The sequence below is a fragment of the Streptomyces sp. NK15101 genome, assembly GCF_020400725.1.
Taxonomy (GTDB): domain Bacteria; phylum Actinomycetota; class Actinomycetes; order Streptomycetales; family Streptomycetaceae; genus Streptomyces.
The window spans coordinates 89,009-111,672 of sequence record NZ_JAINVG010000010.1; the positions used below are offsets into that span (position 1 = coordinate 89,009).

The following is a 22,664-nucleotide window of genomic DNA, read 5'->3' on the forward strand; positions in this document are numbered from 1 at the left end:
GACTACAAGGTCAGCGCTCGGCGGCCGCGAGCTGTCCACAGGCACCGTCGATCTCCTGACCGCGGGTGTCCCGCACGGTCACCGGCACGCCGTGGCGGGCGATCGCCTCGACGAAGGCCTTCTCGTCCTCCGGACGGGACGCCGTCCACTTCGAACCGGGCGTCGGGTTCAGCGGGATCAGGTTGACGTGCACCCGCTTGCCCTTGAGCAGCCGGCCCAGCAGGTCGCCGCGCCAGGCCTGGTCGTTGATGTCCCGGATGAGGGCGTACTCGATGGAGATCCGGCGCCCGGACTTCTCCGCGTACTCCCAGGCCGCGTCGAGGACCTCCCGCACCTTCCAGCGCGTGTTGACCGGCACCAGGGTGTCGCGCAGCTCGTCGTCCGGGGCGTGTAGCGAGACGGCGAGGCGGCACTTGAAGCCCTCGTCGGCGAAGCGCAGCATCGCGGGCACGAGACCGACGGTGGAGACGGTGATGCCGCGCTGCGAGAGCCCGAGCCCGTCCGGCTCGGGGTCGGTCAGCCGGCGGATCGCCCCGACCACGCGCTTGTAGTTGGCGAGCGGCTCGCCCATGCCCATGAACACGATGTTGGAGAGCCGCGCCGGCCCCCCGGGCACCTCCCCGTCCCGCAGGGCCCGCATCCCGTCCACGATCTGGTGCACGATCTCGGCGGTCGACAGGTTCCGGTCGAGCCCCGCCTGCCCGGTCGCGCAGAACGGGCAGTTCATGCCGCAGCCGGCCTGCGAGGAGATGCACATCGTCACCCGGTCCGGGTAGCGCATGAGCACCGACTCCACGAGCGTGCCGTCGTGCAGCCGCCACAGGGTCTTGCGGGTGGTGTCGTCGTCGCACGAGATGTGCCGCACCACGGACATCAGGTCGGGCAGCAGCTCCCCGGCCAGCTTCTCCCGCGAGGCGGCCGGGATGTCGGTCCACTCGGCGGGGTCGTGGGCGTACCGCGCGAAGTAGTGCGTGGACAGCTGCTTGGCGCGGAAGGGCTTCTCGCCGATCGCGGCGACGGCCTCCTTCCGCTCGGCGGGCGAGAGGTCGGCCAGGTGCCGCGGCGGCTTCTTGGCTCCGCGGGGGGCGACGAAAGTGAGTTCTCCGGGCACTGGACGGGCCACGATCGGGTGTCTCCTCAGACGGCACGAGGTCTGGCAGCCCCGCGGTGGCGGGGAGCGCGGCATCACGATGCCGAAGCCAGGAGACCTCACTGGACCATCCCCGCAGCGGCGGGGACGACGGAAGGGCCCACGGCGCACGCGCCACGAGCCCTTCCAGAGTACCCGCTGTCCGTCAAGCCGTTCCGACGAACAACGCCAGCAGCAGCCACACCACCGGAGCCGTCGGCAGCAGCGAGTCCAGACGGTCCATGATGCCGCCGTGCCCCGGCAGCAGCGTGCCCATGTCCTTGATGCCCAGGTCGCGCTTGATCATGGACTCGCCGAGGTCGCCGAGCGTCGCGCTCGCCGCCACCGCCAGGCCGAGGATCAGACCCTGCCACCAGGCGCCCTCGTCGATCATGAACTCCATGCACAGCGCGCCCGCCGCCATCGCGAACGTCACCGCGCCGACCAGACCCTCCCGGGTCTTGCCGGGACTGATCCGCGGGGCCAGCTTGTGCTTGCCGAAGCGCCAGCCGATCGCGTACGCCCCGGTGTCGCTGACCACGGTCAGGATCAGGAACGTCAGCACCCGCTGCGGCCCGTCGTCCGCGGTCAGCAGCAGCGCCACGAAGGTCGCCAGGAACGGCACGTAGAACGCGGCGAAGACCCCCGCCGTGACGTCCTTCAGATAGCCCTCGGGCGGCTCCGTCATCCGCCAGACGAGCACCGCGAGCGCCGTCAGGGCCATCGCCACCCAGGCCCCCTCGGGGCCCCGGACGTAGCCGGCGACGACCATCGCCGCGCCGCCGACCGCGAGCGGGACCAGCGGAGCCTTGATCGCCTTGCGCTCCTGGAGGCGGGAGGTGAGCTCCCACAGGCCGACGACAACGGCGACCGCTATCACTCCGACGAACGCCGGCTTCCAGATGAACAGCGACGCGATGATGACGGCACCGAGTCCGACCCCGACGCCTATGGCCGCGCCCAGGTCACGGCCCGCGCTCTTCTTCTGCCGCGGCGCCGGCGGGGTGGGGCTGGACATGGGCTCCTGCGGGTGCTCGTGCGGCGTCTCGTCACGGAACAGGGGACCGCTCGGGTGAGCGGCCCCCCGGCCGTGACCGTCCTGGAATCCGCCGGCGGGAACGTCGGGCACGATGGGCATGGGCCGAGTCTGCGCCGCCTGATGCCGATCGTATGCGGGACCCGCCGGGGCAGGCCCCTGGTCGGGTCCCCCGCGACCGGAACCGGCCGGGGCCCCCCAGGAAGAGTCGTTCATCAGACCTCGAGCAGCTCGGCTTCCTTGTGCTTGAGCAGCTCGTCCACCTGCGCGACGTACTTCGCGGTGGTGTCGTCGAGCTCCTTCTCGGCGCGCCGGCCCTCGTCCTCGCCGACCTCGCCGTCCTTGACGAACTTGTCGATGGTCTCCTTGGCCTTGCGGCGCACCGAGCGGATCGAGATCTTCGAGTCCTCGGCCTTGCCCTTGGCCACCTTGATGTACTCCCGGCGGCGCTCCTCGGTCAGCTCGGGGAACACCACCCGGATGATGTTGCCGTCGTTGCTCGGGTTGACCCCGAGGTCCGAGTCCCGGATCGCCTGCTCGATGTTGCGCAGGGCGCTCTTGTCGAACGGCGTCACCACGGCCATGCGCGGCTCCGGGACGGAGAAGGACGCCAGCTGGTTGATGGGGGTGATGGCACCGTAGTAGTCGGCCACGATCTTGTTGAACATCGCCGGGTGCGCACGGCCGGTGCGGATCGCGGCGAAGTCCTCCTTGGCGACCACGACGGCCTTCTCCATCTTCTCCTCGGCCTCGAGGAGGGTCTCTTCGATCACCACTTGCTCCTGCGTGTCGTCGCGTTGTGTCCTGCACGGTGTACGACCGGCAGGGCTCTGTCCATCCCCTTGCGGGGCGGTTCCCCGGTTCGGGTCAGGCCCGGGTGCCCTGGTCGCTCACGAGCGTGCCGATCTTCTCACCCTTCACCGCGCGAGCGATATTGCCCTCGGCGAGCAGCTCGAAGACGAGGATCGGGAGGTCGTTGTCCCGGCACAGGGTGATGGCGGTGGCGTCGGCGACCTTGAGGTCGCGGGAGAGCACCTCGCCGTACTCGAGGGCGTCGAACTTGACCGCGTCGGGGTTGGCCTTCGGGTCGGAGTCGTAGACGCCGTCCACGCCGTTCTTGCCCATGAGCAGGGCCTCGGCGTCGATCTCCAGGGCACGCTGGGCGGCGGTGGTGTCCGTGGAGAAGTACGGCATGCCCATGCCCGCACCGAAGATGACCACGCGGCCCTTCTCCAGGTGGCGCACGGCGCGCAGCGGGATGTACGGCTCGGCGACCTGGCCCATGGTGATGGCGGTCTGGACGCGGGAGTCGATGCCCTCCTTCTCCAGGAAGTCCTGGAGGGCGAGGCAGTTCATCACCGTGCCGAGCATGCCCATGTAGTCGGAGCGGGCCCGGTCCATGCCGCGCTGCTGGAGCTCGGCGCCGCGGAAGAAGTTGCCGCCGCCGATCACGATCGCGATCTCCGCGCCGTCGCGGACGACGGCCGCGATCTCGCGCGCGATGGCGTGCACGACGTCCGGATCGACCCCGAGGCCGGTGCCGCCGGAGAAGGCTTCTCCGGACAGCTTCAGCATGTAGCGGCCGGCCTTTTTGCCGTTGTTGTCGTCGCCCTGTACGGCGCCCTGGTTCATGGAGATCTCCTCGTGCACATACGAAGGAGGCCATTGCCTTGGGTCCTCACGGTATCCCGTACGGCAATGGCCTCCTCGTCAGATCTGCGATCGTCCCGCGCGTGCGCGGACGACTGCTTCAGACCCTACCGGGGTCCGGTGTCCGTCGCGTTCGCGTACGGACTCAGATGCCGACCTTGATGCGGGTGAAGCGCTTCAGGGTGACACCGGCCTCGTCCAGGACCTTCTGGACGGACTTCTTGTTGTCAAGGGCGTACGGCTGGCCGAGCAGCGTCGCGTCCTTGAAGAAGCCGTTCACGCGACCCTCGACGATCTTGGCGATCGCGGCCTCGGGCTTGCCCTCGGCGCGGGTGGTCTCCTCGGCGATGCGACGCTCGGACTCGATGACCTCGGCCGGAATGTCTTCCTTGGTGAGGTACTTCGGCGCGAAGGCGGCGATGTGCTGGGCGACACCCTTGGCGACGTCGGCGTCGGCCTTGTCGAACTCGACGAGGACACCGATCTGCGGCGGGAGGTCCGGCATCGTGCGGTGCATGTACGCGTAGACGAAGCCGTCGGCGTACTGCGCGAAGCGGTCCAGGACGATCTTCTCGCCGAGGTTGGCGTTGGCCTCGTCGACGTACGCCTGCACGGTCTTGCCGGCCTCGATCTCGGAGGCGAGCAGCGCCTCCAGGTCGGCCGGGGCGGTGGCGGCGACGTGCTTGGCCAGCTCGGCGGCGACGGCCTGGAACTTGTCGCCCTTGGCGACGAAGTCCGTCTCGCACTTCAGCTCGACGAGGACGCCGGAGGTGTTGTCGTCGGCGATGAGGGAGACCACGGCGCCGTTCTCGGCAGAGCGGCCCTCGCGCTTGGCGACGCCCTTCTGGCCCTTGATACGGAGCGCCTCGACGGCCTTGTCGACGTTGCCGTCGGCCTCGTCCAGGGCCTTCTTGCAGTCCATCATGCCGGCGCCGGTGAGCTCGCGGAGCTTCTTGACGTCAGCGGCGGTGTAGTTCGCCATGAGTCTGTTTCTCTCTCGAAGTCTGAAAGATCGGGCGGGTCCACGGGTGGACGGCGGGGGCTTCGTGGGCCCCCGCCGTCGTCACCCGAAGGTCCTGGAGGGTCAGGCCTGCTCGGCGTCCGCGGCCGGAGCCTCGGCCGGGGCGGCCTCGGCGGCGGGGGCCTCGGCAGCCTCGTCGGCCTTCTTCTCACCCTCGAGCAGGTCGCGCTCCCACTCGGCGAGCGGCTCGCCGGCGGCCTTCTCGCCCGGCTTCGAGTCGCCGGTCGCGGCGCCGGAGCGGGCGATGAGGCCCTCGGCGACGGCGTCGGCGATCACGCGGGTGAGCAGGGTGACGGAGCGGATCGCGTCGTCGTTGCCCGGGATCTTGTAGTCGACCTCGTCGGGGTCGCAGTTGGTGTCGAGGATCGCGACGACCGGGATGTGGAGCTTGCGCGCCTCACCGACGGCGATGTGCTCCTTCTTGGTGTCGACGATCCAGACGGCGCTCGGCACCTTCTGCATCTCGCGGATACCACCGAGGGTCTTCTCCAGCTTGGCCTTCTCGCGGGAGAGGACCAGGAGCTCCTTCTTGGTGAGACCCGAGGAGGCGACGTCCTCGAAGTCGATCTGCTCGAGCTCCTTGAGGCGCTGCAGACGCTTGTAGACGGTGGAGAAGTTGGTGAGCATGCCACCGAGCCAACGCTGGTTGACGTACGGCATGCCGACACGCGTCGCCTGCTCGGCGATGGCCTCCTGGGCCTGCTTCTTCGTACCGACGAACATGATGGAGCCGCCGTGCGCGACGGTCTCCTTGACGAACTCGTAGGCGCGGTCGATGTACGACAGCGACTGGAGCAGGTCGATGATGTAGATGCCGTTGCGCTCGGTGAAGATGAAGCGCTTCATCTTCGGGTTCCAGCGACGGGTCTGGTGACCGAAGTGGACGCCGCTCTCCAGCAGCTCCCGCATCGTGACGACGGCCATGGCCGTATCTCCTTGGATTTCTCGGTTGTGTTCCTGACGCCCCGGCGCGCCGTGCCACGAAGGACCGAAAGGCGCTGCCACCCGCCTCGAGGACAGGTGGCGGGGCGTGCGAAGTCGACCCGGTGACCCGAGTCGCCATAGGAAGTGTACGGGACCCCGGGAGCGCCGGGTGACGGCGCTGTCCACAAGGAGCGAGCGATCCACAGATGCCGAAGGCGCCCCGGAGGAGCGGGGCGGCCGGGGGAGCCTTCCCCCATGCGCCTGACGACCGTGTTCCTCGCCCTGGCCCTCCTGTGGCCGGTGGGCCCGCCCCCGCCGGAGATCCTCCGCGGCTGGCAGCCCCCGGCCGGCCCTTACGCCGCCGGTCACCGCGGCGTCGACCTCGCCGCGCCGCCGGGCAGCCCGGTCCGCGCCCCGGCCGCGGGCACGGTCACCTTCGCGGGCCCGGTGGGCGGCCGCGGCGTCGTCACCCTCACCCTCCCGGGCACGGGCGCTCCCCCGCTGCGCACGACCTTCTCCCCGGTGACCCCGCTGGTGCCGCGCGGCACCCGGGTGTCACCCGGCACGCCGGTCGCCCGGGTCGCGGAGGGTTCCCACTGCCCCGTGTCCTGTCTCCACTGGGGCCTCCTCAGGGGCGAGGAGTACCTGAACCCCCTCCTCCTGACGAGAAGGGCCCCGTCGCGCCTGCTTCCGCTCGGCGCGCCCTAGGTCTGGGGGCCGGCGACGCCGTGGAGGGCCATCGTGACCGCCGCCTCGGCGATGTCCGCGGGGTCTTCGGCCGCGCCGAGCTCGATGCGGCGGACGGCGGCGTCGACGACGCCCTGGAGGAGCATGGCGCCCAGGCGGGGCTGGGGCTGCCCCAGGGCGGCGAGGGCCTCGACGATCATGGCGACGAGTCCGCCGTGGGCCGCGCGGATCTTCTCGCGGGCGCCGTCGTCCAGTTCGCTCGCCGAGATGGCGACGACCGCCCGGTGGCGCCGGTCCCCGACGAGGGCGAGCTGGGTGCGGACGTACGCCTCGACCTTGCCGCGCGGCGTCTCGGCGCCGGCCATGGCGGCCTCGACCTCGGCGGCCCAGACGGGGAAGTCGACGGCGCAGAGCTCTTCGACGACGGCGGCGCGGGACCGGAAGTACTCGTAGACCGACGAGCGGGCCAGCCCCGTGCGCTCGGCGAGGGCGGGGAAGGTCAGCGCCTCCGTACCCCCCTCGGACAGCAGGGAACGCGCGGCGTCCAGCAGGGCGCCGCGCTGCATCGTCCGGTGCTCGGCCACCGAGGCCGCTCGAATCCTGGGCACGGCTCCACTGTACGACCGGCCCGCAAGGTCAGCGTCCGACGTCGGCCAGCTTGGCGCGGAGCTGCAGGACGGACTTGGTGTGGATCTGGCTGACGCGGCTCTCGGTGACGCCGAGGACGTGGCCGATCTCGGCGAGGGTCAGACCCTCGTAGTAGTAGAGCGTGACGACGGTCTTCTCCCGTTCGGGGAGCGTGTTGATGGCCCGGGCGAGCAGCCGGCGCAGCTCGCGGTCCTCGGCGACCTCGACGGGGTTGTCGGCGGCGGTGTCCTCCAGGGTGTCCATGAGGGAGAGCCGGTCGCCGCCCTCGCCCCCGACATGCAGCAGCTCCTCCAGGGCGACCACGTTCGCCAGGGACAACTGGCTGAAGACGGCGTGCAGTTCCTCCAGCGTGATGTCCATCTCCGCCGCGACCTCGCTCTCGGAGGGAGTGCGCCGGAGCTGGGCTTCGAGGGTGGCGTAGGCGCGCTCGACGTTGCGGGCCTTCTGGCGGACGGAGCGCGGGATCCAGTCCAGGGCGCGGAGTTCGTCGATCATGGCGCCGCGGATGCGGGTGATGGCGTACGTCTCGAACTTGATCGCGCGCTCGACGTCGAACTTCTCGATGGCGTCGATGAGGCCGAAGACCCCGGAGGAGACGAAGTCGGCCTGCTCCACATTGGACGGCAGCCCCACGCTGACCCGTCCGGCGACGTACTTGACGAGCGGCGAGTAGTGCAGGATCAGCTGCTCCCGCAGCCGCTCGTCGCCGGTGTCCTTGTACGAGCGCCACAGCTCGTCGAGTGAGGTCGGTGCGGGCGGTCGCACGGTGCCCCGGGCTGCTGGGGGCACCGCAGCGCGGTCAGGCCCGGAGGTGTGCTGGGGCATGCGTTGCCTTGAGCCGTTCTGCTGTCGGGTGTGTCGGTGCGGGTGTCCTGGAGGGAATCCTGGTGAGCGTAGCGTGAGTGGGCTGTCGCGGTGCGCGAACATCGGCGGATCGCGCCGCTCCGGGTGGACGCCGTCGGCCACATCTTCGAACCGGGGCCGTGGCGCGTGTCGGCCCCCCGGACGCGGCCGAGAGAGCTCGGTTGTTCATCTCCATCACCCTTTCACCCGAATGCTCCAGGTCAAGGACCGCCTCGCCGCGCGTTCGACGCTTCTGTCGCGGTGTTCGTCAACCGCCATCCCTCTCCGCACCGTTCGACGAAGCCGAGCGAGTGGAGTTCGTACAGCTTGGCGAGGGTGTCGTCGGGGGTGGTTCCGGCACGGCGGGCGATGGCGGTGGTGGGTGTGGGGCCGCGTGCGGGGACCGCTTCGAGGATGTGCGCGGTGGCGGGGGCGAGGAGGTCGCGGGGCAGGACGGGGCCCCGGCGGGCGGGGGCGAGCCGGCCGATGTCGCCCACGAGTTCGATGATCTCGTCGGCGTCGGTGACGAGGGTGGCGTCGCCGCGCAGGAGCTCGTGGACGCCTGCGGAGAGCGCGCTGGCGACGGGGCCGGGGACGCCCATGGTGTGGCGGCCGAGGCGCCCGGCGGCGCGGGCGGTGACGAGGGAGCCGCTGCGGTGCTGGGCCTCGACGACGACCGTTCCCCGGGTGAGGGCGGCGATGACGCGGTTGCGGAGGATGAAGCGGCTGGGGGTGGGGTGGCTGTCGGGCGGCAACTCGCCGACGACGAGGCCTTGTTCCGCGACGCGCCGGATGAGCCGGTCGTGGCCGCGGGGGTACGGGGTGTCGACGCCGCAGGCGAGGACGGCGACGGTGGCGCCGCCGGCGGCGAGGGCGCCCCGGTGGGCGGCGCCGTCGATGCCGTAGGCGGCTCCGGAGACGATGACCCAGCCCTGTCGGCTGAGGTCGGCGGCGAGGTCTGCGGCGGTGTGGGCGCCGTACGGGGTGCAGGCGCGGGCGCCGACGAGGGCGACGGAGCGCAGCGCCCAGGTGCGCAGGTCGGCGGGGCCGCGGACCCAGAGGCCGATGGGACGGGCGTATCCGAGGTCGTCGAGTTGACGTGGCCATTCGGTGTCGCCGGGGACGAGGAAGCGGCCGCCGAGGCCGTGGACGGTGTCGAGGTCGCGGCCGGGGCGGGCGGCGGTGGCGCGTTGGCGCCAGGAGGCGACGCGCTTGGCTCCGGTGCCGGGGAAGGAGGAGGCGTCGTCCCCGGCGTGGCGCAGGCGGTCGAGGAAACCGGTGGCGCCGTACTGGCGGAGCCATCGGCCGGCGTGTTCGTCGCCGGGTTCGACGGCGCGGCTGAGGGCGGCACGGGCCAGGTGCTCTTCCGTGGGGGCGGCCGGCGGGGTGGGGACGGGATCGGCGGTCATGCGGGCTCCCCCGCTCCGACGGGCACGCCGCGGGCGACGCCGGTGCGCAGTTCGAGGGCGAGGGCGACGTCCCGGCTGTCGGGCCGGTCGTGTCCGGCGAGGTCGGCGACGGTCCAGGCGACGCGGAGCACGCGGTCGAGGCCGCGCGCGGTGAGCAGTCCGCGCTCGACGTCGCGCTCGGCGAGGGCGAGGGCACCGGGTGCGGCGAGGTGGCGGGTGCGGAGCTCGTGCCCGGGGATCTCGCCGTTCACCCTCCAGGGGGTGCCGGCGAGGCGGGCGGCGGCCCTGGCCCGGGCGTCGCGGACCCGGGCGGCGACGGCGGCTGTGGTCTCGCCCCGGCCGCCCTGTCCGAGGAGGTCGGCGCGGGTGACGGGTTCGGCCTCCACGCGGAGGTCGACGCGGTCGAGCAGGGGGCCGGAGAGCCGTGCCTGGTAGCGGCGGACGAGGGAGGCCGGACATTCGCATCCGGCGCCGTGCAGCGTGTGCCGGCCGCAGGGGCAGGGGTTGGCGGCGAGGGCGAGCAGGAAGCGGGCGGGGAGGCGGACGACGCCGGCGGCGCGGGCGATGACGACGTGGCCGGATTCGAGGGGCTGGCGGAGGGCGTCGAGGGCCTTGCCGGAGAACTCGGGGGCTTCGTCGAGGAACAGCACTCCTCGGTGGGCCAGGGAGACGGCGCCGGGCCTGGGGAGGCCGTTCCCGCCGCCGACGAGGGACTGCATGGTGGCCGAGTGGTGGGGTGCGCAGTAGGGGGCGCGGCGGACGAGGGGTTCGCCGGGCGGGAGGATGCCGGCGACGGAGTGGACGGCGGTGACTTCCAGGGACTCCTGCCGGGTGAGGGGCGGGAGGATGCCGGGGAGGCGCTCGGCCAGCATGGTCTTTCCGGCGCCCGGCGGGCCGGAGAGGAGCAGGTGGTGGCCGCCCGCCGCGGCGACCTCCAGGGCGAGACGGGCCCGGTGCTGGCCGGCGACGTCGGCGAGGTCGGGCCCTTCGGTGGATTCGGCGGCGAGTCCGGTGCCGATGCCGGCTCCGGGGACGAGGAGTCCGGCGAGCATGGCGTCGGGCCGGCCCTCGTCGCCTGCTTCCTCGTCGGGGACGGGCTCGTCGGTGAGGACGGCGATCAGCTGGCGGAGGGTGCGGACGCCGAGGACGGAGACGCCGGGGACGAGCGAGGCCTCGCCGGCGGTCCGCTCGGGGACGACGACCTGGCCGTATCCGGCTTCGGCGGCGGCGAGGACGGCGGGCAGGACACCGCGGACGGGCCGGACGCGTCCGTCGAGGCCGAGTTCGCCGATGAGGACGAGGTCGGCGATGGCGCGCGGGTCGATCCGCTCGGCGGCGCCTAGCACGGCCGCGGCGACGGCCAGGTCGAAGCCGCTGCCGCCCTTGGGGACGGATGCCGGGCTGAGGCCGACGGTCAGCTTCTTCTGGGGCCATTCGGCCCCGGAGTTGACGACGGCGGCGCGGACCCGGTCGCGGCTCTCGCTGAGGCTCTTGTCGGGGAGGCCGACGAGGGTGAAGGCGGCGACGCCGGGTTCGAGGTCGGCCTGGACCTCGACGACGACGCCTTCGACGCCGACGAGGGCGACGGAGCAGGTGCGGGCGAATCCCATCAGGCCACCCCCTGGGCATGGGTGAGGACGGGGGCGCCCTTGCGCGGCAGGACGATGCCGACGAGGTCGATGCGGACGCCGCCGGCGGGGGCCGGGACGTCGTTGCGGTCGAGCCAGCAGGCGGCGAGACGGCGGAGCCGCTCGGCCTTGCCGGGGGTGACGGCGGCCATCGGGTGCTCGTAGGGGCCGTCGCGCCGGGTCTTGACCTCGCAGATGACGAGGGTGTCGCCGTCCCGGGCGACGATGTCGATCTCGCCGGTCCGGCCGCAGCGCCAGTTGCGGGCGAGGATGTGCATGCCGGTCGCGGTGAGCCGGCGGGTCGCCAGCTCCTCCCCGTACCGTCCGAGGGCTTGGGTCCTGTTCATGCGGTACCACCTCCGTCACCGACTGTGACGGAGTGCGGCGGACCGCGTGCGACGCTGTGGACGACCGGGGGGACTGTGGAGAACCCGATCACCCCTGAGGGTGGTTTCGGCCGGTGGGCCGCGGGTGCGGCCTCAGCTGCCGGGGAGTTCGAGGTCGCTCTTGTTGAGCTCCTCGATGTTCACGTCCTTGAAGGTCAGGACGCGGACCTGCTTGACGAACCTGGCGGGCCTGTACATGTCCCAGACCCAGGCATCGGCCATGCTGACCTCGAAGAACACTTCTCCCTGCACCGAGTGCACCTGCATCTCGTAGTCATTGGTGAGGTAGAAGCGCCGCTCGGTCTCGATCACGTATTTGAACAGCCCGACGACGTCGCGGTACTCCCGGTAGAGCTTCAGCTCCATCTCGGTCTCGTACTTCTCGAGGTCCTCGGCGCTCATGGCATGTTCCCCTTCAGCCGTGCGTCCCCCTATTGTGCGCCAGTCCTGCGCGCCCCTAAACGATTTCCGGGGCGAGAACCACCGGCGCACCCGGAGGTCCCTCGTCGAGCAGCGTGCGCAGCAGCTCGGCGAGTCTGGTCGGGTACACCGTCTCACGGGCCGCCGACAGTTCGGCGGAGGTCCACCATCTCAGCCCCGCGAGGCTGCGGGTCTCCAGTTCCGTGAGGGCCCGCGGCCGGGGTGCGGCCTCCGTCCCGCGGACGCGGGCCAGGTAGTACCACTCGTCCTGGTCCCAGCGGCGCCCGTCGAAGGGGAAGGAGCAGTACCGCTTCCAGAGCACGGGGCCGAGGTCGACCTCGGTGATGCCGGTCTCCTCCGCGAGTTCGCGCAGCGCCGCCTCCTCCCGGGTCTCGTCGCCCTCCACGCCGCCGCCGGGGGTGAACCACCAGGCGTCGTCCGGGTCGCCGGGCTCGTGGCCGTGCAGGAGCAGGATGCGGTCGTCCGGGTCGAGCAGGACGACGCGCGCGACCCGCCGCCGCCCTGAGTCCGCTCCGGGTCCGGGTTCCGGGGCCGCCGAAGGCCCCGGCCCCGAGGTCCCCGTGTCCGTCATGCCCCCACCTTCTCGCGTGCGCCCGGCCGCGGCCCGTCGGACCGGCCGCGGGACAGGCGGCCCGCCACCGGACCGTACGCCGCTCCCACGAGGATCAGGACGGTGCCGGCCGCGACGGCCGTGAGGAGCTCCTTGAAGGGGCCCGGCTGCGAGACGCCGCCGGGAAGACCGGCGAAGCCCGCGGGGGGCTCCAGGGACCCCTTGGCGGGCCAGACGACGGCGTCGACCCTGCCGACGACCGTGGAGCGGGGCACGGAGCCCCGGCCGGCCTCCTCCATGTGCGTACGGGAGTCGAGCGAGGTGTGCCGGTCGTCGCCGAGCAGGAAGAGGTTGCCCCGGGGGACGGTAACGGAGAACTCCTGGCCCGAGGCGACCGTCCGGCCGCCGGGGCCGGGCCGCAGGTACGGCTCGTCGACGGGCTTGCCGTTCACGGTGAGCCGCCCGTCCCGGTCGCAGCAGGCGACGGTGTCGCCGCCGACGGCGGCGACCCGCTTGACCATGGGCGAGGAACCCCAGAGGGGGTCGGTGAAGACTACGACGTCACCGCGCCGCACCTGGTCGCCGTCGATCCGCTGGGCGAGGATCTTGGACCCGACGTCGAGGGTCGGGGTCATGGAGTCGGTGGGGACGGTGTAGGGCTGGTAGAGCACGGCTCCCCAGACGAACCCGCCGAGGAACAGCACACAGCCGACGGCCACGGCCAGCCCCGACAGCACGCTGCCGAGGCGGCCGCGGCCGTCCTTGGTCCGTATGGTTCCGCTCATGTGCGCACCCCGTAGGTCTGTCGGCGGACCGTAGGCCTGTCGACGGTCCGGGACGGCACCCTACCCGCGGGCGCTACTCGGCGGTATGCCGTGCGGCCTGCTTCTTCCGGCGCCACAGCACCAGCGGGAGCGCGCCGGCGAGACCGGCGGCTCCGAGGGGGGCGGCGGCCATGGCCTTGTTGAGCGCGGGCTGGTCGAAGACGTCGGGCACGGGGAGCGTGGCCCAGCGGGTGACCGGCCAGGCGATCACGACGGCGCGGCCCACGACCTCGTCGTTCGAGACGGTGCCGCCGCCGGGGAGCTGCTGGTGGAAGCGGGAGTCCAGGGAGTTCTGCCGGTTGTCGCCCATGACCCAGATCCGGTCCTTGGGGACCTTGATCGGGCCGAAGGAGTCCTGGCAGGGCACCGCGCCGGGGGCGAGGTACGCGCTCTCGTCCAGCGCCACGCCGTTGAGGACGACCTTGCCGCCCTCCTTGCAGGAGACGGTGTCGCCGCCGACCGCGATGACGCGCTTGATGAGGTCCTTCTCCTCGGCGGAGGGCATGAGGCCGATGAAGCTGAGGAACTTCTGCACGACGTTCGGCTGGGGCGTCTCCTGGTTCTCCAGCCAGCCGCCCGGGTCGTGGAAGACGACGACCTCGCCGCGCTCGGGCTCGGAGCCGAACCAGGGGGTCAGTTTGTCGACGAGTACCCGGTCGCCCTTCTGGAGGGTGTTCATCATCGATTCCGAGGGGATCGAGAACGCCTGCACCAGGAAGGTCTTGATCAGCAGGGCGAGCACCAGGGCGATGCCCACGAGGAGGGGCAGCTCCTTCCAGAAGGAACGCTGCTTCTTGGGGGGCCTGCCGGGCTCGGGGAACGCTTCGTCGTCGCCCTCGCCCGGCGTGCCGCCGCCCGGCGGCTGCGCCTGCTCGTCACCCGTCACGTCGTCACCCGCCGTGTCATCGCCGAAGGCCCCGCCGGCCCTCTTCTCGGGCTCATCGTGTCCGGATCGTGCGCCGACGGCCAAATCCCCCACATCCACTCCTCAGTCCGTGCGAACGCCCGCCCCTGGTCAGGGACAGGCCCACCACTCCCATAACGAGCAGAAGTTCCGCAGGGGTCGGGAGCCCGGGCAATCCGTTCAGAATGCGCGGGGACACACTATGCGACAGACCCGACGCGGTCCCGGCACCGGCTCCGCCGTCCGGCACGGCGGAGAAGGTCTCCCGCTGTTCCAGTGTGCGCCAGTGTCCGAAGGGCCAGGCGATCACCACGGCGCGTCCGACGACCTGCTCCTCGGAGACGGTGCCGTGGTCCTTCTCGTCGAGGTGGAAGCGGGAGTCGGCCGAGTCGGAGCGGTGGTCGCCCATGACGAAGACGCGGCCCTGCGGGACCTTCACCTCGAAGGGGATCTTCGACGGCGGATTCCCGGGATGCAGGTACGGCTCGTCGAGCGGCACGCCGTTGACGCTGACCCGCCCGTCCTCGCCGCAGCAGCGGACGGTGTCGCCGCCGACGGCGACGACCCGCTTGATGAGGTCCCGGTCGTCGGCCGAGGGCAGCAGGCCGATGAAGGTCAGGGCCTGCTTGGCCTGCTTGACGCCGATCGGGTCGTCGGCGGCCGGCGCGGTCTCCTGCTGCAGCCAGTTGCCGGGGTCCTTGAAGACGACGACGTCGCCGCGCTCCGGACGGGCGCCGAACCAGGGCGTGAGCTTGTCGACGAGGACCCGGTCGTCGATGCGGATCGTCTGCTCCATGGAGCCGGAGGGGATGACGAAGGCCTGGACCAGGAAGGTCTTGAGGACGAGCGCGATGAGCACGGCCACCGTGATCAGGACCGGGATCTCCCGGATCGCGGAGCGCCGCCGGCGCCGCTTGACCCTGCGGGCGAGCCTGCGGCGCTCGGCCCGTCCGGGCAGGGCCGCGCCCTGTCCGGCGGCGGACCCGCCGGGTGGACGGCCCCGGCTACCCATGGGCTCCCGCTCCGTGCCCGCCGGCCGGCGGGGGCGGTACGGCGGCGAAGGCGTCGGTGCCGGGGACGGTGGACCAGCGGCCGAAGGGCCAGGCGATCCAGTCGGCGCGGCCGACGACCTTGTCGACGGGGACCATGCCGCCGCCGGCGCTGCCGAGGTGGTCGCGGGAGTCGCTGGACTGGCTGCGGTGGTCGCCCATCACCCAGAGCCTGTCCTGCGGGACGACGATGTCGAAGGGCACGCTGGAGGGACGGTCGCCGAGCATCACGTACCGCTCCTCGACGGGGACGCCGTTGACGGTGATCCGGCCGTCCCTGTCGCAGCAGACGACCCGGTCGCCGCCGGTGCCGACGACCCGCTTAACGAAGTCGGTCTCGTCGGGCTCCGCGAGGCCGAGGGCGGCCGCTCCGTCGTGCAGGAGCCCGGTGACCGGATTGCCCCGGCGCCGCTCCTCCACGAAGGAGCCGGTGCCGTCGAAGACCACGACGTCACCCCGGGCGGGCTCGCTGCCGAAACGGTACGCCAGCTTGTTCACGAGGATCCGGTCGCCGACCTGGAGCGTGGGCTCCATGGAGCCGCTGGGGATCAGGAACGGCTGGATGACGAAGTGGCTCAGGAGCAGCAGGAAGGTCACGCAGGCGCCGCCCACGAGGGCGGGGCGCCGCCAGGAGGGAGCGGGGCGCCGCTCTTCGGCCGCCGCGGGCTCCGCGGGCCCTTCGCCGCCGGAGCCGTCGGGAACGCGCGCGGAGCGCGACCCCTCCTCCTTGCCGGAAGAGGGATCGCGCTCCGTGTGCTGTGCTTCGGTGTCCATCGCTGGCAGAGCCTATCCGGCCTGTCTGTGCGAGGAGTCGGAAGCGTGGGGCGTGCCGGGAGCCGGGGCTCAGCGGTCGCGCTTCTCCTTGATCTTGGCAGCCTTGCCGCGCAGCTCACGCAGGTAGTAGAGCTTGGCGCGACGGACGTCACCGCGGGTCACGAGCTCGATCTTCTCGAAGATCGGGCTGTTCACCGGGAAGGTGCGCTCGACGCCGACGGAGAACGAGACCTTGCGGACCGTGAAGGTCTCGCTGACGCCCGAGCCCTGGCGGCGGATGACGACGCCCTTGAACTGCTGGATGCGGGAGCGGTTGCCCTCGATGACGCGCACGTGGACGTTCACGGTGTCGCCGGGACGGAAGGCGGGGAGGTCGGAGCGGAGCGAACCCGCGTTGACCTGGTCGAGCAGGGAGGCCATGGAGGTCTCTTTCCTCGCTGATGCCACAGGTCATCAGCGGTACGTTCGAATGATTCGGGGCGTCGTACGTCTCCGGCGGCGTCGTTCCCCCTGTGGCAGGGGCGCGCGCCGGACGGACGACAGCGGCCTATTCTTCCACGCCCTCGACCTTGCGCCAAAATCGGCCGCCGGGCTCGGGCGCCCACCCCATCATCGAGAGGACCTCGCGGTCCTTCTTGTCGAAGGCGGCGGGGTCGCAGCGTTCGATGAGGTCGGGCCGGTTGGCGGCGGTCCGGCGGAAGGCCTCGTCGCGCCGCCAGCGGGCGATCTTCCCGTGGTGCCCGCTGAGGAGGACGTCGGGGATGCCCCGGCCGCGCCACTCGGGGGGCTTGGTGTAGACGGGGCCCTCCAGGAGGTTGGCCATGGCGCCCGGAGCGAAGGAGTCGTCCCGGTGGGACTCGGCGTTGCCGAGGACGCCGGGCAGCAGGCGCGCGACGGCCTCGGTGATGACGAGGACGGCCGCCTCGCCGCCGGCGAGGACGTAATCGCCGATGGAGACCTCGTAGACCGGCATCCGGGTGGCGTACTCGTCCATGACCCGGCGGTCGATGCCCTCGTAGCGGGCCGGCGTGAAGATCAGCCAGGGCCGCTCGGAGAGCTCGACGGCGAGTTCCTGGGTGAAGGGGCGGCCGCTGGGGGTCGGGACGACGAGGACCGGGCCGTGCGCGCCGGCCTCGTAGCCGTCGGCGAGCGTCTGGTCGAGCGCGTCGCCCCAGGGCTCGGTCTTCATGACCATGCCGGGCCCGCCGCCGTAGGGGGTGTCGTCGACCGTGTTGTGCCGGTCGTAGGTCCAGTCGCGCAGGTGGTGCACGTGGACGTCGAGCTGTCCGCGCGCGCGTGCCTTGCCGACGAGGGAGACGTTCAGCGGTTCGAGGTACTCGGGGAAGATCGTGACGACGTCGAGCCTCATGCCTGCTCCTCGGCGGCCTCGTCGCCGTCGTCCCGGGAGGAGACGATCTCGGCGCGGTCGTCGATCAGGCCGGGCGGCGGGTCGATCACGGCCCGCTGCTCCTCAAGGTCGATCTCGGTGACGATCTCCCCGACGAAGGGGATCATCAGCTCGGTGCCGTCGGGGCGCTCGACGATGAAGAGGTCCTGGGACGGCAGGTGGGAGATCTCGGTGATCCGGCCGACCTCGGTGCCGTCGGCGAGGACGACGTCGAGGTCGATCAGCTGGTGGTCGTAGTACTCGTCCTCCTCCTCGGGCATCTCGGTGGGGTCGACCTCGGCGATGAGGAGGACGTTGCGCAGGGCCTCGGCGGCGTTGCGGTCACGGACGCCCTCGAAGCGCAGCAACAGCCGGCCGCTGTGGACGCGGCCGGTCTCGATGGTCAGCGGCCCGGCGGAGGCCGGGTCGGTGAGCAGTACGGCACCGGGACCGAGCCTGAGCTCGGGCTCGTCCGTACGCACCTCGACGGTGACCTCGCCCTTGATGCCGTGGGCGCGGCCGACCCGCGCGACTACCAACTGCACTGCTCCACACTCTCCTGTCACACAGCTCGTACGTACGACAACGGGCCGGGGTGGGCTCTTCAGCCCTCCCCGGCCCGTGCCGGCACAACTAAGGTGATGCTACCGACCTGCTCAGCGGACCTGGTCCACGTCGACGAGGTCGACGCGGATCCCTCGGCCGCCGATGGCACCCACGACGGTGCGCAGCGCACGCGCGGTGCGGCCGTTGCGGCCGATCACCTTGCCGAGGTCGTCGGGGTGGACCCGGACCTCCAGCACGCGGCCCCGGCGCAGGTTGCGCGAGGCGACCTGCACCTCGTCGGGGTTGTCGACGATGCCCTTCACGAGGTGCTCGAGAGCCTCCTCGAGCATGATCAGGCCTCGGTCGACTCGGTGGACGCGGCCTCGGCCTCGTCCGCCTTCTTGTCGGCCTTCTTGGCCTTCGGGGTGATGGCCTCACCCTTGTCGTCGCCGCCCTCGAGGGTCTTCGCGAACTCGTCGAACGAGGCGCGCTTCGCCTCCTTCGTGGCGGGGACGAGCAGAGCCTTCTCGGGGGCCGGCAGACCCTTGTGCTTCTGCCAGTCGCCGGTGAGCTTCAGGATGGCGAGGACCGGCTCGGTCGGCTGGGCGCCGACGGACAGCCAGTACTGCGCACGCTCGGAGTCGACCTCGATACGCGACGGGTTGTACGTCGGGTGGTAGAGGCCGATCTCCTCGATCGCGCGACCGTCACGACGGGTGCGCGAGTCGGCGACGACGATGCGGTAGTGCGGCTGGCGGATCTTGCCGAGGCGCTTGAGCTTGATCTTGACTGCCACTGGAGTGGTGTCTCCTGGTCTTGACGTGGTTGGGCACTTGAGATGCCACGTGGGGTTGCGGTACTCGGATGCCCGATGGACGCGTCAGCCGGAGGAGAGAGGGGTCCTGTGCGACTGTCGAGTACAGCTAGCCATTGTGCCACACGCCGCCGACTCAGCTGGCGGCACCCACTGTCTCGGGGATACGGAAGGGCTTGCCGCAGCCGCCGCAGACGATCGGGGCCTGGGCGAGCACCGACGGCACCACGCGCACGTTCCGCCCGCAGTCGCAGACGGCCTTGACGCGCACGCCGCCGCCCGAGGAGCCGTGCCGGGCGGCCGGTCCGCGGAAGGAGCGCTTGGTGTCGGCGGCCGTGGCGACCGTGTGCGCCTTGAGGGCGCGCTGGAGCCGCTCGATGGTGGGCCGGTAGCGGCGCCTGGCCTCGGGGTTGAGCGTGACCAGGGAGAAGCCGCTGCTGGCGTGCGGCTCCTCGGGATGGTCGAGGCCCATCTCCTCGGCGATCGCGAGGAATCTGCGGTTGTGGTAGCGGCCGGCGCGGGAGGTGTCGCGGACGCCTCGGGCGGCGGCGATGCCGTGGACTGCCTCGTGGAGCAGTCGTTCGAAGGAGAGTTCGGCGCCACAGGCGGACGAGGACTCTCCGATCAGGGACTCGGGCGCGGCAAGATCCGGCAGCTCGGGGTGGTGCCGCTGAATGTCGGCCCACGCCTGTGCCAGCTCTGCGGCGAGAACAGGTGGTGTCGTGCTCACGTCGCGTACAACGAGCCGAAGTGCCCCCGGGTTCCATTCCGGGGCATCCCAAATATTTTGCACGTACCCGTCAGTTTCCGTTGATGTGTCCCGACGCGGGCCAGGGGCCCCGATCTGCGGAGGAGTCACGCAGTGAGCGTCAAGCCGGTGCGTAGTGGCGCATACGCCCCGGCGCGTGGCCGTGATGCACGCGCCCCCCGAAGGGGGTCGGATCGGCCCGGGGGAACTGTGGCGAGGACACTACCGGGTCCGTGCGCAAGGCGGCGCACCGCCCTCCCGGGCGAATCGTCCGGCGCGACCACTGGACGCGGCCGGGGATGCGCAGTTCCCTGACTACGGGGGGCTGTCGTCCGAGCACGGATTGGGGCGCTTTTCCATGACACCTACGCTCGTCCCGCACCACCCCGCGCGCGACTGGGCCGAGATTCAGGAGCGGATGCTGGTCCCGCTCTACGAGGCGGTGTACGACCGCCTGGACGTGGGCGCGGGTTCCCGGCTGTTGGGCCTGGGCTGCGGCTCCGGCCTGGCCCTCCTGATGGCCGCGGCACGGGGAGCACGGGTCGCCGGCGCGGACCGGGACCACGCGCGCGTGGAGCTGGCGAGGGAGCGGCTGCCGGAGGGCGTCGCGGTCACCGAGGAACCCCCGGAAGACCTGCCGTACGACGTGATCACGGCCTTCCACGCGACGGACGGGATCCTCCCCGAGCTCCGGGCGCTCACCCGTACGGCCCAATCGGGCACGGCCGTCGTCCTCGCCGACTGGGGGCCGCCGGAGCGGTGCGCCACGGCGCCGGTGCTGCGGATCGCGGCCCGGCTCGCGGACCGCGGGCCCGCGCCGGGAGCCGACCTGGACGCGCTGATCACCGGGGCGGGGCTGCGACCGGTCGGCTCCGGCCGGGTGGCCTGCCCCTTCGGGTACGCGGACGTGGCCAGCGCCGTGCGCGGGCTGCTGTCGACGGGCGTCTTCGACGAGGCGATCCGGGCGACGGAACCCTCGCAGGTGGAGAAGGAGATCGAGGAGGCACTGGCCCCGTACGTCCGCCCGGACGGGACGGTGTGGATGCCGAACGTCTTCCGGTACGTGGTCGGCAGGGTGCCGTAGTCCGTCAAGTCGTGGATCCGGGACACCGGATCCGGGATGTCGGATCCAGAATCCAGGCATTGGATCCGGGATGTCGGATCCAGCATCCAGGCATCGGATCCGGGATGTCGGATCCAGAATCCAGGACATCGGATCCAAGAGGTTGGCTTCAGGAGGTTGGAGCCAGGATTCGGGACATCGGATCCAAGAGGTTGGATCCAAGCCCGCCCCCTCAGACCGGCTCCTCCCCCGCCCCCCGGCGCGTGATGCCCGCCGCGCGGTAGGCCGCGTCCTCCTCCAGGGTCTCGTTGGCCAGGAGCGCCTCGGCCAGGGCGTCCAGCTTGTCGCGGTGCTCGCCGAGCTGCCGTACCGCGCTCTGGTAGCACTCGTCGACGATGCGGCGCATCTCCTCGGCGACGGTGTCGAGGGTGGCGGGGGCGGCGGAGAGCCCGTACGCCTGCTGGGCGTCGCTCGGGATGGCGGTCAGGCGGCCGACGCGCTCGCTCATGCCCCAGCGGCCCGCCATGCCCCGGGCGATGTTGGTGACCTGTTCGAGGTCGCTCTCGGCGCCGGTGGTGATGACGCCGAAGACGACCTGCTCGGCCGCCATCCCGCCGAGGGCGCCGATGATCCGGCCGCGCAGGTACTCCTCGGTGTAGGCGTACTTGTCGGCGTCGGGGGTCGACAGGGTGACGCCGAGGGCCCGGCCGCGCGGCACGATGGTGATCTTGCGGACCGGGTCGGCGCCGGGCTGGAGCATGCCGAGGAGGGCGTGCCCGCTCTCGTGGTACGCGGTCCGGCGCCGCTCCTCCAGGGGCATCACGAGCGGCCGTTCGGCGCCGAGCTGGACCTTCTCCAGGGCGTCGGACAGATCGGTCTGGGTGACGGCCCTCTGGTCACGCTTGACCGCGAGGAGGGCGGCCTCGTTGGCGAGGTTGGCGAGCTCGGCGCCGGTCATGCCGGGGGTGGTCCGGGCGACGTGCTCCAGGTCGACGTCCTTGGCGAGCGGGATCTCCCGTGTGTGGATCTTCAGGATGGCCTCGCGGCCGCCCCGGTCGGGCGGGTTGACGTGGACGATCCGGTCGAAGCGGCCCGGCCGGGTGAGGGCCGGGTCGAGGACGTCGGCGCGGTTGGTGGCGGCGAGGACGATGACCCCCTCGGAGCCGGTGAAGCCGTCCATCTCGGTGAGGATCTGGTTGAGGGTCTGCTCGCGCTCGTCGTGGCCGCCCATTCCGGAGCCGCCGCCCCGGGCCCGGCCGATGGTGTCGATCTCGTCGATGAAGATGATCGCGGGGGCGACCTTGCGGGCCTCGGCGAACAGCTCGCGGACGCGGGAGGCGCCGACGCCCACGATCATCTCGATGAACTCGGAGGCGGAGGCCGAGAAGAACGGCACCCCGGCCTCGCCCGCGACGGCCCGGGCCAGCAGGGTCTTGCCGGTGCCGGGAGGGCCCGCGAGGAGCACGCCGCGGGGCATCTTGGCGCCCATCTCGCGGTAGGCCTGCGGGTTCTTCAGGAAGTCGACGACGTCGTTGAGCTCGCCCTCGACCTCGTCGATGCCGGCGACGTCCTCGAAGGTGGTGCGCTTGCCGCCCTCCAGCTCGACGGGTTTCGGCGGCTGCTTGCGGCCGAGCATCCCGCCCGCGCCGCCCATGCCCGTGCTCATCCGGCGGGCGATGAACACCCACAGCACGACGAGCAGCAGCATCGGCGCCAGCGAGATCAGGAGGTTGGCGAGGAAGCTGCGCTCCTGGACGACGGGCCGGGCGGTGACGGTGACGTTCTGCTTGGTCAACTGGGCCCAGAGGTCGTCGTCGGCGAAGGCCGGCCGCTGGGTCTGGAACTTGGTGTAGTCGCCCTCGCCGTCGGGGACGGGCTGCTTGTTCTTCAGCTGTCCCTGGATCGCGTCGCCCTTGGAGTAGATCTTGGTGACGTTCCCGGCGGCGACCTGCTTGTCGAACTCGGTGTACGAGATCGTCGGTCCGTCGCCCTCGTTGAAGAACGACAGCACGATGTTGGCGATCAGGTACACGACGAGGGCGGTGAGGATGAGGCCGCCCCAGCCGCCCGGCATCCTCTTCTTCGGCGAGGGGGGCGGCGGAGCCCCTTCCGAGCGCCAGGGCTGATCGGTCCGGTCGCGCGGGGGTACGGGGTTGGCCACGTGGCTCTCCTCGGGGCGGCAGTGGCCCCAGTATCGAAGAGC

The 22,664-nt window shown here is 71.6% G+C and carries 26 protein-coding genes; 2 read left to right on the forward strand and 24 right to left on the reverse strand.

Annotation, left to right across the window (positions count from 1 at the left end; all coding sequences use genetic code 11):
- Positions 1-10 precede the first annotated feature (10 nt).
- From rlmN to rpsB, 6 genes are all read right to left on the reverse strand, one after another.
- Positions 11-1,123: a 23S rRNA (adenine(2503)-C(2))-methyltransferase RlmN gene (rlmN, locus tag K7G60_RS08145; protein ID WP_225800131.1), complete on the reverse strand. Its 1,113-nt coding sequence runs from the start codon at positions 1,121-1,123 to the stop codon at positions 11-13.
- Positions 1,124-1,295: 172 nt separating this feature from the next.
- Positions 1,296-2,381: a phosphatidate cytidylyltransferase gene (locus tag K7G60_RS08150; RefSeq protein WP_225800132.1), complete on the reverse strand. Its 1,086-nt coding sequence runs from the start codon at positions 2,379-2,381 to the stop codon at positions 1,296-1,298.
- The gene (gene frr, locus K7G60_RS08155; protein WP_030690629.1) at positions 2,381-2,938 is read right to left on the reverse strand and encodes a ribosome recycling factor; all 558 of its coding nucleotides are present in this window, start codon (positions 2,936-2,938) and stop codon (positions 2,381-2,383) included. Before frr ends, K7G60_RS08150 begins: the two co-directional genes overlap by 1 nt.
- Positions 2,939-3,032: 94 nt before the next feature.
- Positions 3,033-3,797 (reverse strand): UMP kinase, encoded by a 765-nt coding sequence (gene pyrH, locus K7G60_RS08160; protein ID WP_225800133.1) that lies wholly within the window; start codon positions 3,795-3,797, stop codon positions 3,033-3,035.
- Between the two features lie 163 nt (positions 3,798-3,960).
- Positions 3,961-4,797, reverse strand: a complete 837-nt coding sequence (tsf, locus tag K7G60_RS08165; RefSeq protein ID WP_225800134.1) for a translation elongation factor Ts — start codon at positions 4,795-4,797, stop codon at positions 3,961-3,963.
- A gap of 102 nt (positions 4,798-4,899) precedes the next feature.
- The gene (gene rpsB, locus K7G60_RS08170) at positions 4,900-5,760 is read right to left on the reverse strand and encodes a 30S ribosomal protein S2 (RefSeq protein WP_225800135.1); all 861 of its coding nucleotides are present in this window, start codon (positions 5,758-5,760) and stop codon (positions 4,900-4,902) included.
- A gap of 255 nt (positions 5,761-6,015) precedes the next feature.
- Here rpsB and K7G60_RS08175 point away from each other — a divergent pair, with 255 nt between their 5' ends.
- A complete protein-coding gene (locus K7G60_RS08175) occupies positions 6,016-6,468 on the forward strand; it encodes a murein hydrolase activator EnvC (RefSeq protein WP_225800136.1) in 453 nt (150 codons plus the stop codon).
- On the opposite strand, the gene K7G60_RS08180 is transcribed toward K7G60_RS08175, so the two are convergent.
- From K7G60_RS08180 to K7G60_RS08260, 17 genes are all read right to left on the reverse strand, one after another.
- Positions 6,465-7,013 carry a TetR/AcrR family transcriptional regulator gene (locus tag K7G60_RS08180; protein WP_225800183.1) on the reverse strand — a complete coding sequence of 183 codons (549 nt, stop codon included), beginning with the start codon at positions 7,011-7,013 and terminating at the stop codon, positions 6,465-6,467. The genes K7G60_RS08175 and K7G60_RS08180 overlap by 4 nt on opposite strands.
- A 70-nt stretch (positions 7,014-7,083) precedes the next feature.
- The gene (gene whiG / locus K7G60_RS08185; protein WP_225800137.1) at positions 7,084-7,920 is read right to left on the reverse strand and encodes an RNA polymerase sigma factor WhiG; all 837 of its coding nucleotides are present in this window, start codon (positions 7,918-7,920) and stop codon (positions 7,084-7,086) included.
- 239 nt (positions 7,921-8,159) lie between these two features.
- Entirely contained in the window at positions 8,160-9,347 is a 1,188-nt protein-coding gene (gene dprA / locus K7G60_RS08190) for a DNA-processing protein DprA (RefSeq protein ID WP_225800138.1), read from the reverse strand.
- Entirely contained in the window at positions 9,344-10,957 is a 1,614-nt protein-coding gene (locus K7G60_RS08195; RefSeq protein WP_225800139.1) for a YifB family Mg chelatase-like AAA ATPase, read from the reverse strand. The genes dprA and K7G60_RS08195 overlap by 4 nt, the downstream gene beginning before the upstream one ends.
- On the reverse strand, positions 10,957-11,322 hold the full coding sequence (locus tag K7G60_RS08200) for a YraN family protein (protein WP_225800140.1): 366 nt from the start codon (positions 11,320-11,322) through the stop codon (positions 10,957-10,959). The genes K7G60_RS08195 and K7G60_RS08200 overlap by 1 nt, the downstream gene beginning before the upstream one ends.
- A 132-nt stretch (positions 11,323-11,454) precedes the next feature.
- Positions 11,455-11,763, reverse strand: a complete 309-nt coding sequence (locus K7G60_RS08205; RefSeq protein WP_005311352.1) for a DUF2469 domain-containing protein — start codon at positions 11,761-11,763, stop codon at positions 11,455-11,457.
- Positions 11,764-11,818: 55 nt separating this feature from the next.
- Entirely contained in the window at positions 11,819-12,373 is a 555-nt protein-coding gene (locus K7G60_RS08210) for an NUDIX hydrolase (RefSeq protein WP_225800141.1), read from the reverse strand.
- Positions 12,370-13,137 (reverse strand): signal peptidase I, encoded by a 768-nt coding sequence (gene lepB / locus K7G60_RS08215; protein WP_225800142.1) that lies wholly within the window; start codon positions 13,135-13,137, stop codon positions 12,370-12,372. The genes K7G60_RS08210 and lepB (K7G60_RS08215) overlap by 4 nt, the downstream gene beginning before the upstream one ends.
- A gap of 73 nt (positions 13,138-13,210) precedes the next feature.
- Positions 13,211-14,146 (reverse strand): signal peptidase I, encoded by a 936-nt coding sequence (gene lepB / locus K7G60_RS08220; protein ID WP_225800184.1) that lies wholly within the window; start codon positions 14,144-14,146, stop codon positions 13,211-13,213.
- Positions 14,115-15,092, reverse strand: a complete 978-nt coding sequence (gene lepB / locus K7G60_RS08225; RefSeq protein WP_225800143.1) for a signal peptidase I — start codon at positions 15,090-15,092, stop codon at positions 14,115-14,117. Before lepB (K7G60_RS08225) ends, lepB (K7G60_RS08220) begins: the two co-directional genes overlap by 32 nt.
- Positions 15,085-15,903 carry a signal peptidase I gene (lepB, locus tag K7G60_RS08230; protein WP_225800144.1) on the reverse strand — a complete coding sequence of 273 codons (819 nt, stop codon included), beginning with the start codon at positions 15,901-15,903 and terminating at the stop codon, positions 15,085-15,087. Before lepB (K7G60_RS08230) ends, lepB (K7G60_RS08225) begins: the two co-directional genes overlap by 8 nt.
- 69 nt (positions 15,904-15,972) lie before the next feature.
- Positions 15,973-16,323 (reverse strand): 50S ribosomal protein L19, encoded by a 351-nt coding sequence (rplS, locus tag K7G60_RS08235; protein ID WP_015036473.1) that lies wholly within the window; start codon positions 16,321-16,323, stop codon positions 15,973-15,975.
- 127 nt (positions 16,324-16,450) lie between these two features.
- Positions 16,451-17,272, reverse strand: coding sequence for a tRNA (guanosine(37)-N1)-methyltransferase TrmD (trmD, locus tag K7G60_RS08240; RefSeq protein ID WP_225800145.1), 822 nt, complete (start codon positions 17,270-17,272; stop codon positions 16,451-16,453).
- Complete coding sequence (gene rimM, locus K7G60_RS08245) at positions 17,269-17,835, reverse strand: ribosome maturation factor RimM (protein WP_225800146.1); 567 nt, start codon at positions 17,833-17,835, stop codon at positions 17,269-17,271. Before rimM ends, trmD begins: the two co-directional genes overlap by 4 nt.
- Before the next feature lie 111 nt (positions 17,836-17,946).
- On the reverse strand, positions 17,947-18,186 hold the full coding sequence (locus K7G60_RS08250; protein WP_020868149.1) for an RNA-binding protein: 240 nt from the start codon (positions 18,184-18,186) through the stop codon (positions 17,947-17,949).
- Positions 18,187-18,188: 2 nt separating this feature from the next.
- Positions 18,189-18,632, reverse strand: coding sequence for a 30S ribosomal protein S16 (gene rpsP, locus K7G60_RS08255; RefSeq protein ID WP_015036470.1), 444 nt, complete (start codon positions 18,630-18,632; stop codon positions 18,189-18,191).
- Between the two features lie 154 nt (positions 18,633-18,786).
- Positions 18,787-19,380 (reverse strand): hypothetical protein, encoded by a 594-nt coding sequence (locus K7G60_RS08260; RefSeq protein ID WP_024755886.1) that lies wholly within the window; start codon positions 19,378-19,380, stop codon positions 18,787-18,789.
- A 376-nt stretch (positions 19,381-19,756) separates the two neighbouring features.
- Here K7G60_RS08260 and K7G60_RS08265 point away from each other — a divergent pair, with 376 nt between their 5' ends.
- Entirely contained in the window at positions 19,757-20,482 is a 726-nt protein-coding gene (locus tag K7G60_RS08265; protein WP_225800147.1) for a methyltransferase domain-containing protein, read from the forward strand.
- Positions 20,483-20,693: 211 nt separating this feature from the next.
- Here K7G60_RS08265 and ftsH read toward each other — a convergent pair whose 3' ends face one another.
- On the reverse strand, positions 20,694-22,622 hold the full coding sequence (gene ftsH, locus K7G60_RS08270) for an ATP-dependent zinc metalloprotease FtsH (protein ID WP_225800148.1): 1,929 nt from the start codon (positions 22,620-22,622) through the stop codon (positions 20,694-20,696).
- Positions 22,623-22,664: the final 42 nt, after the last annotated feature.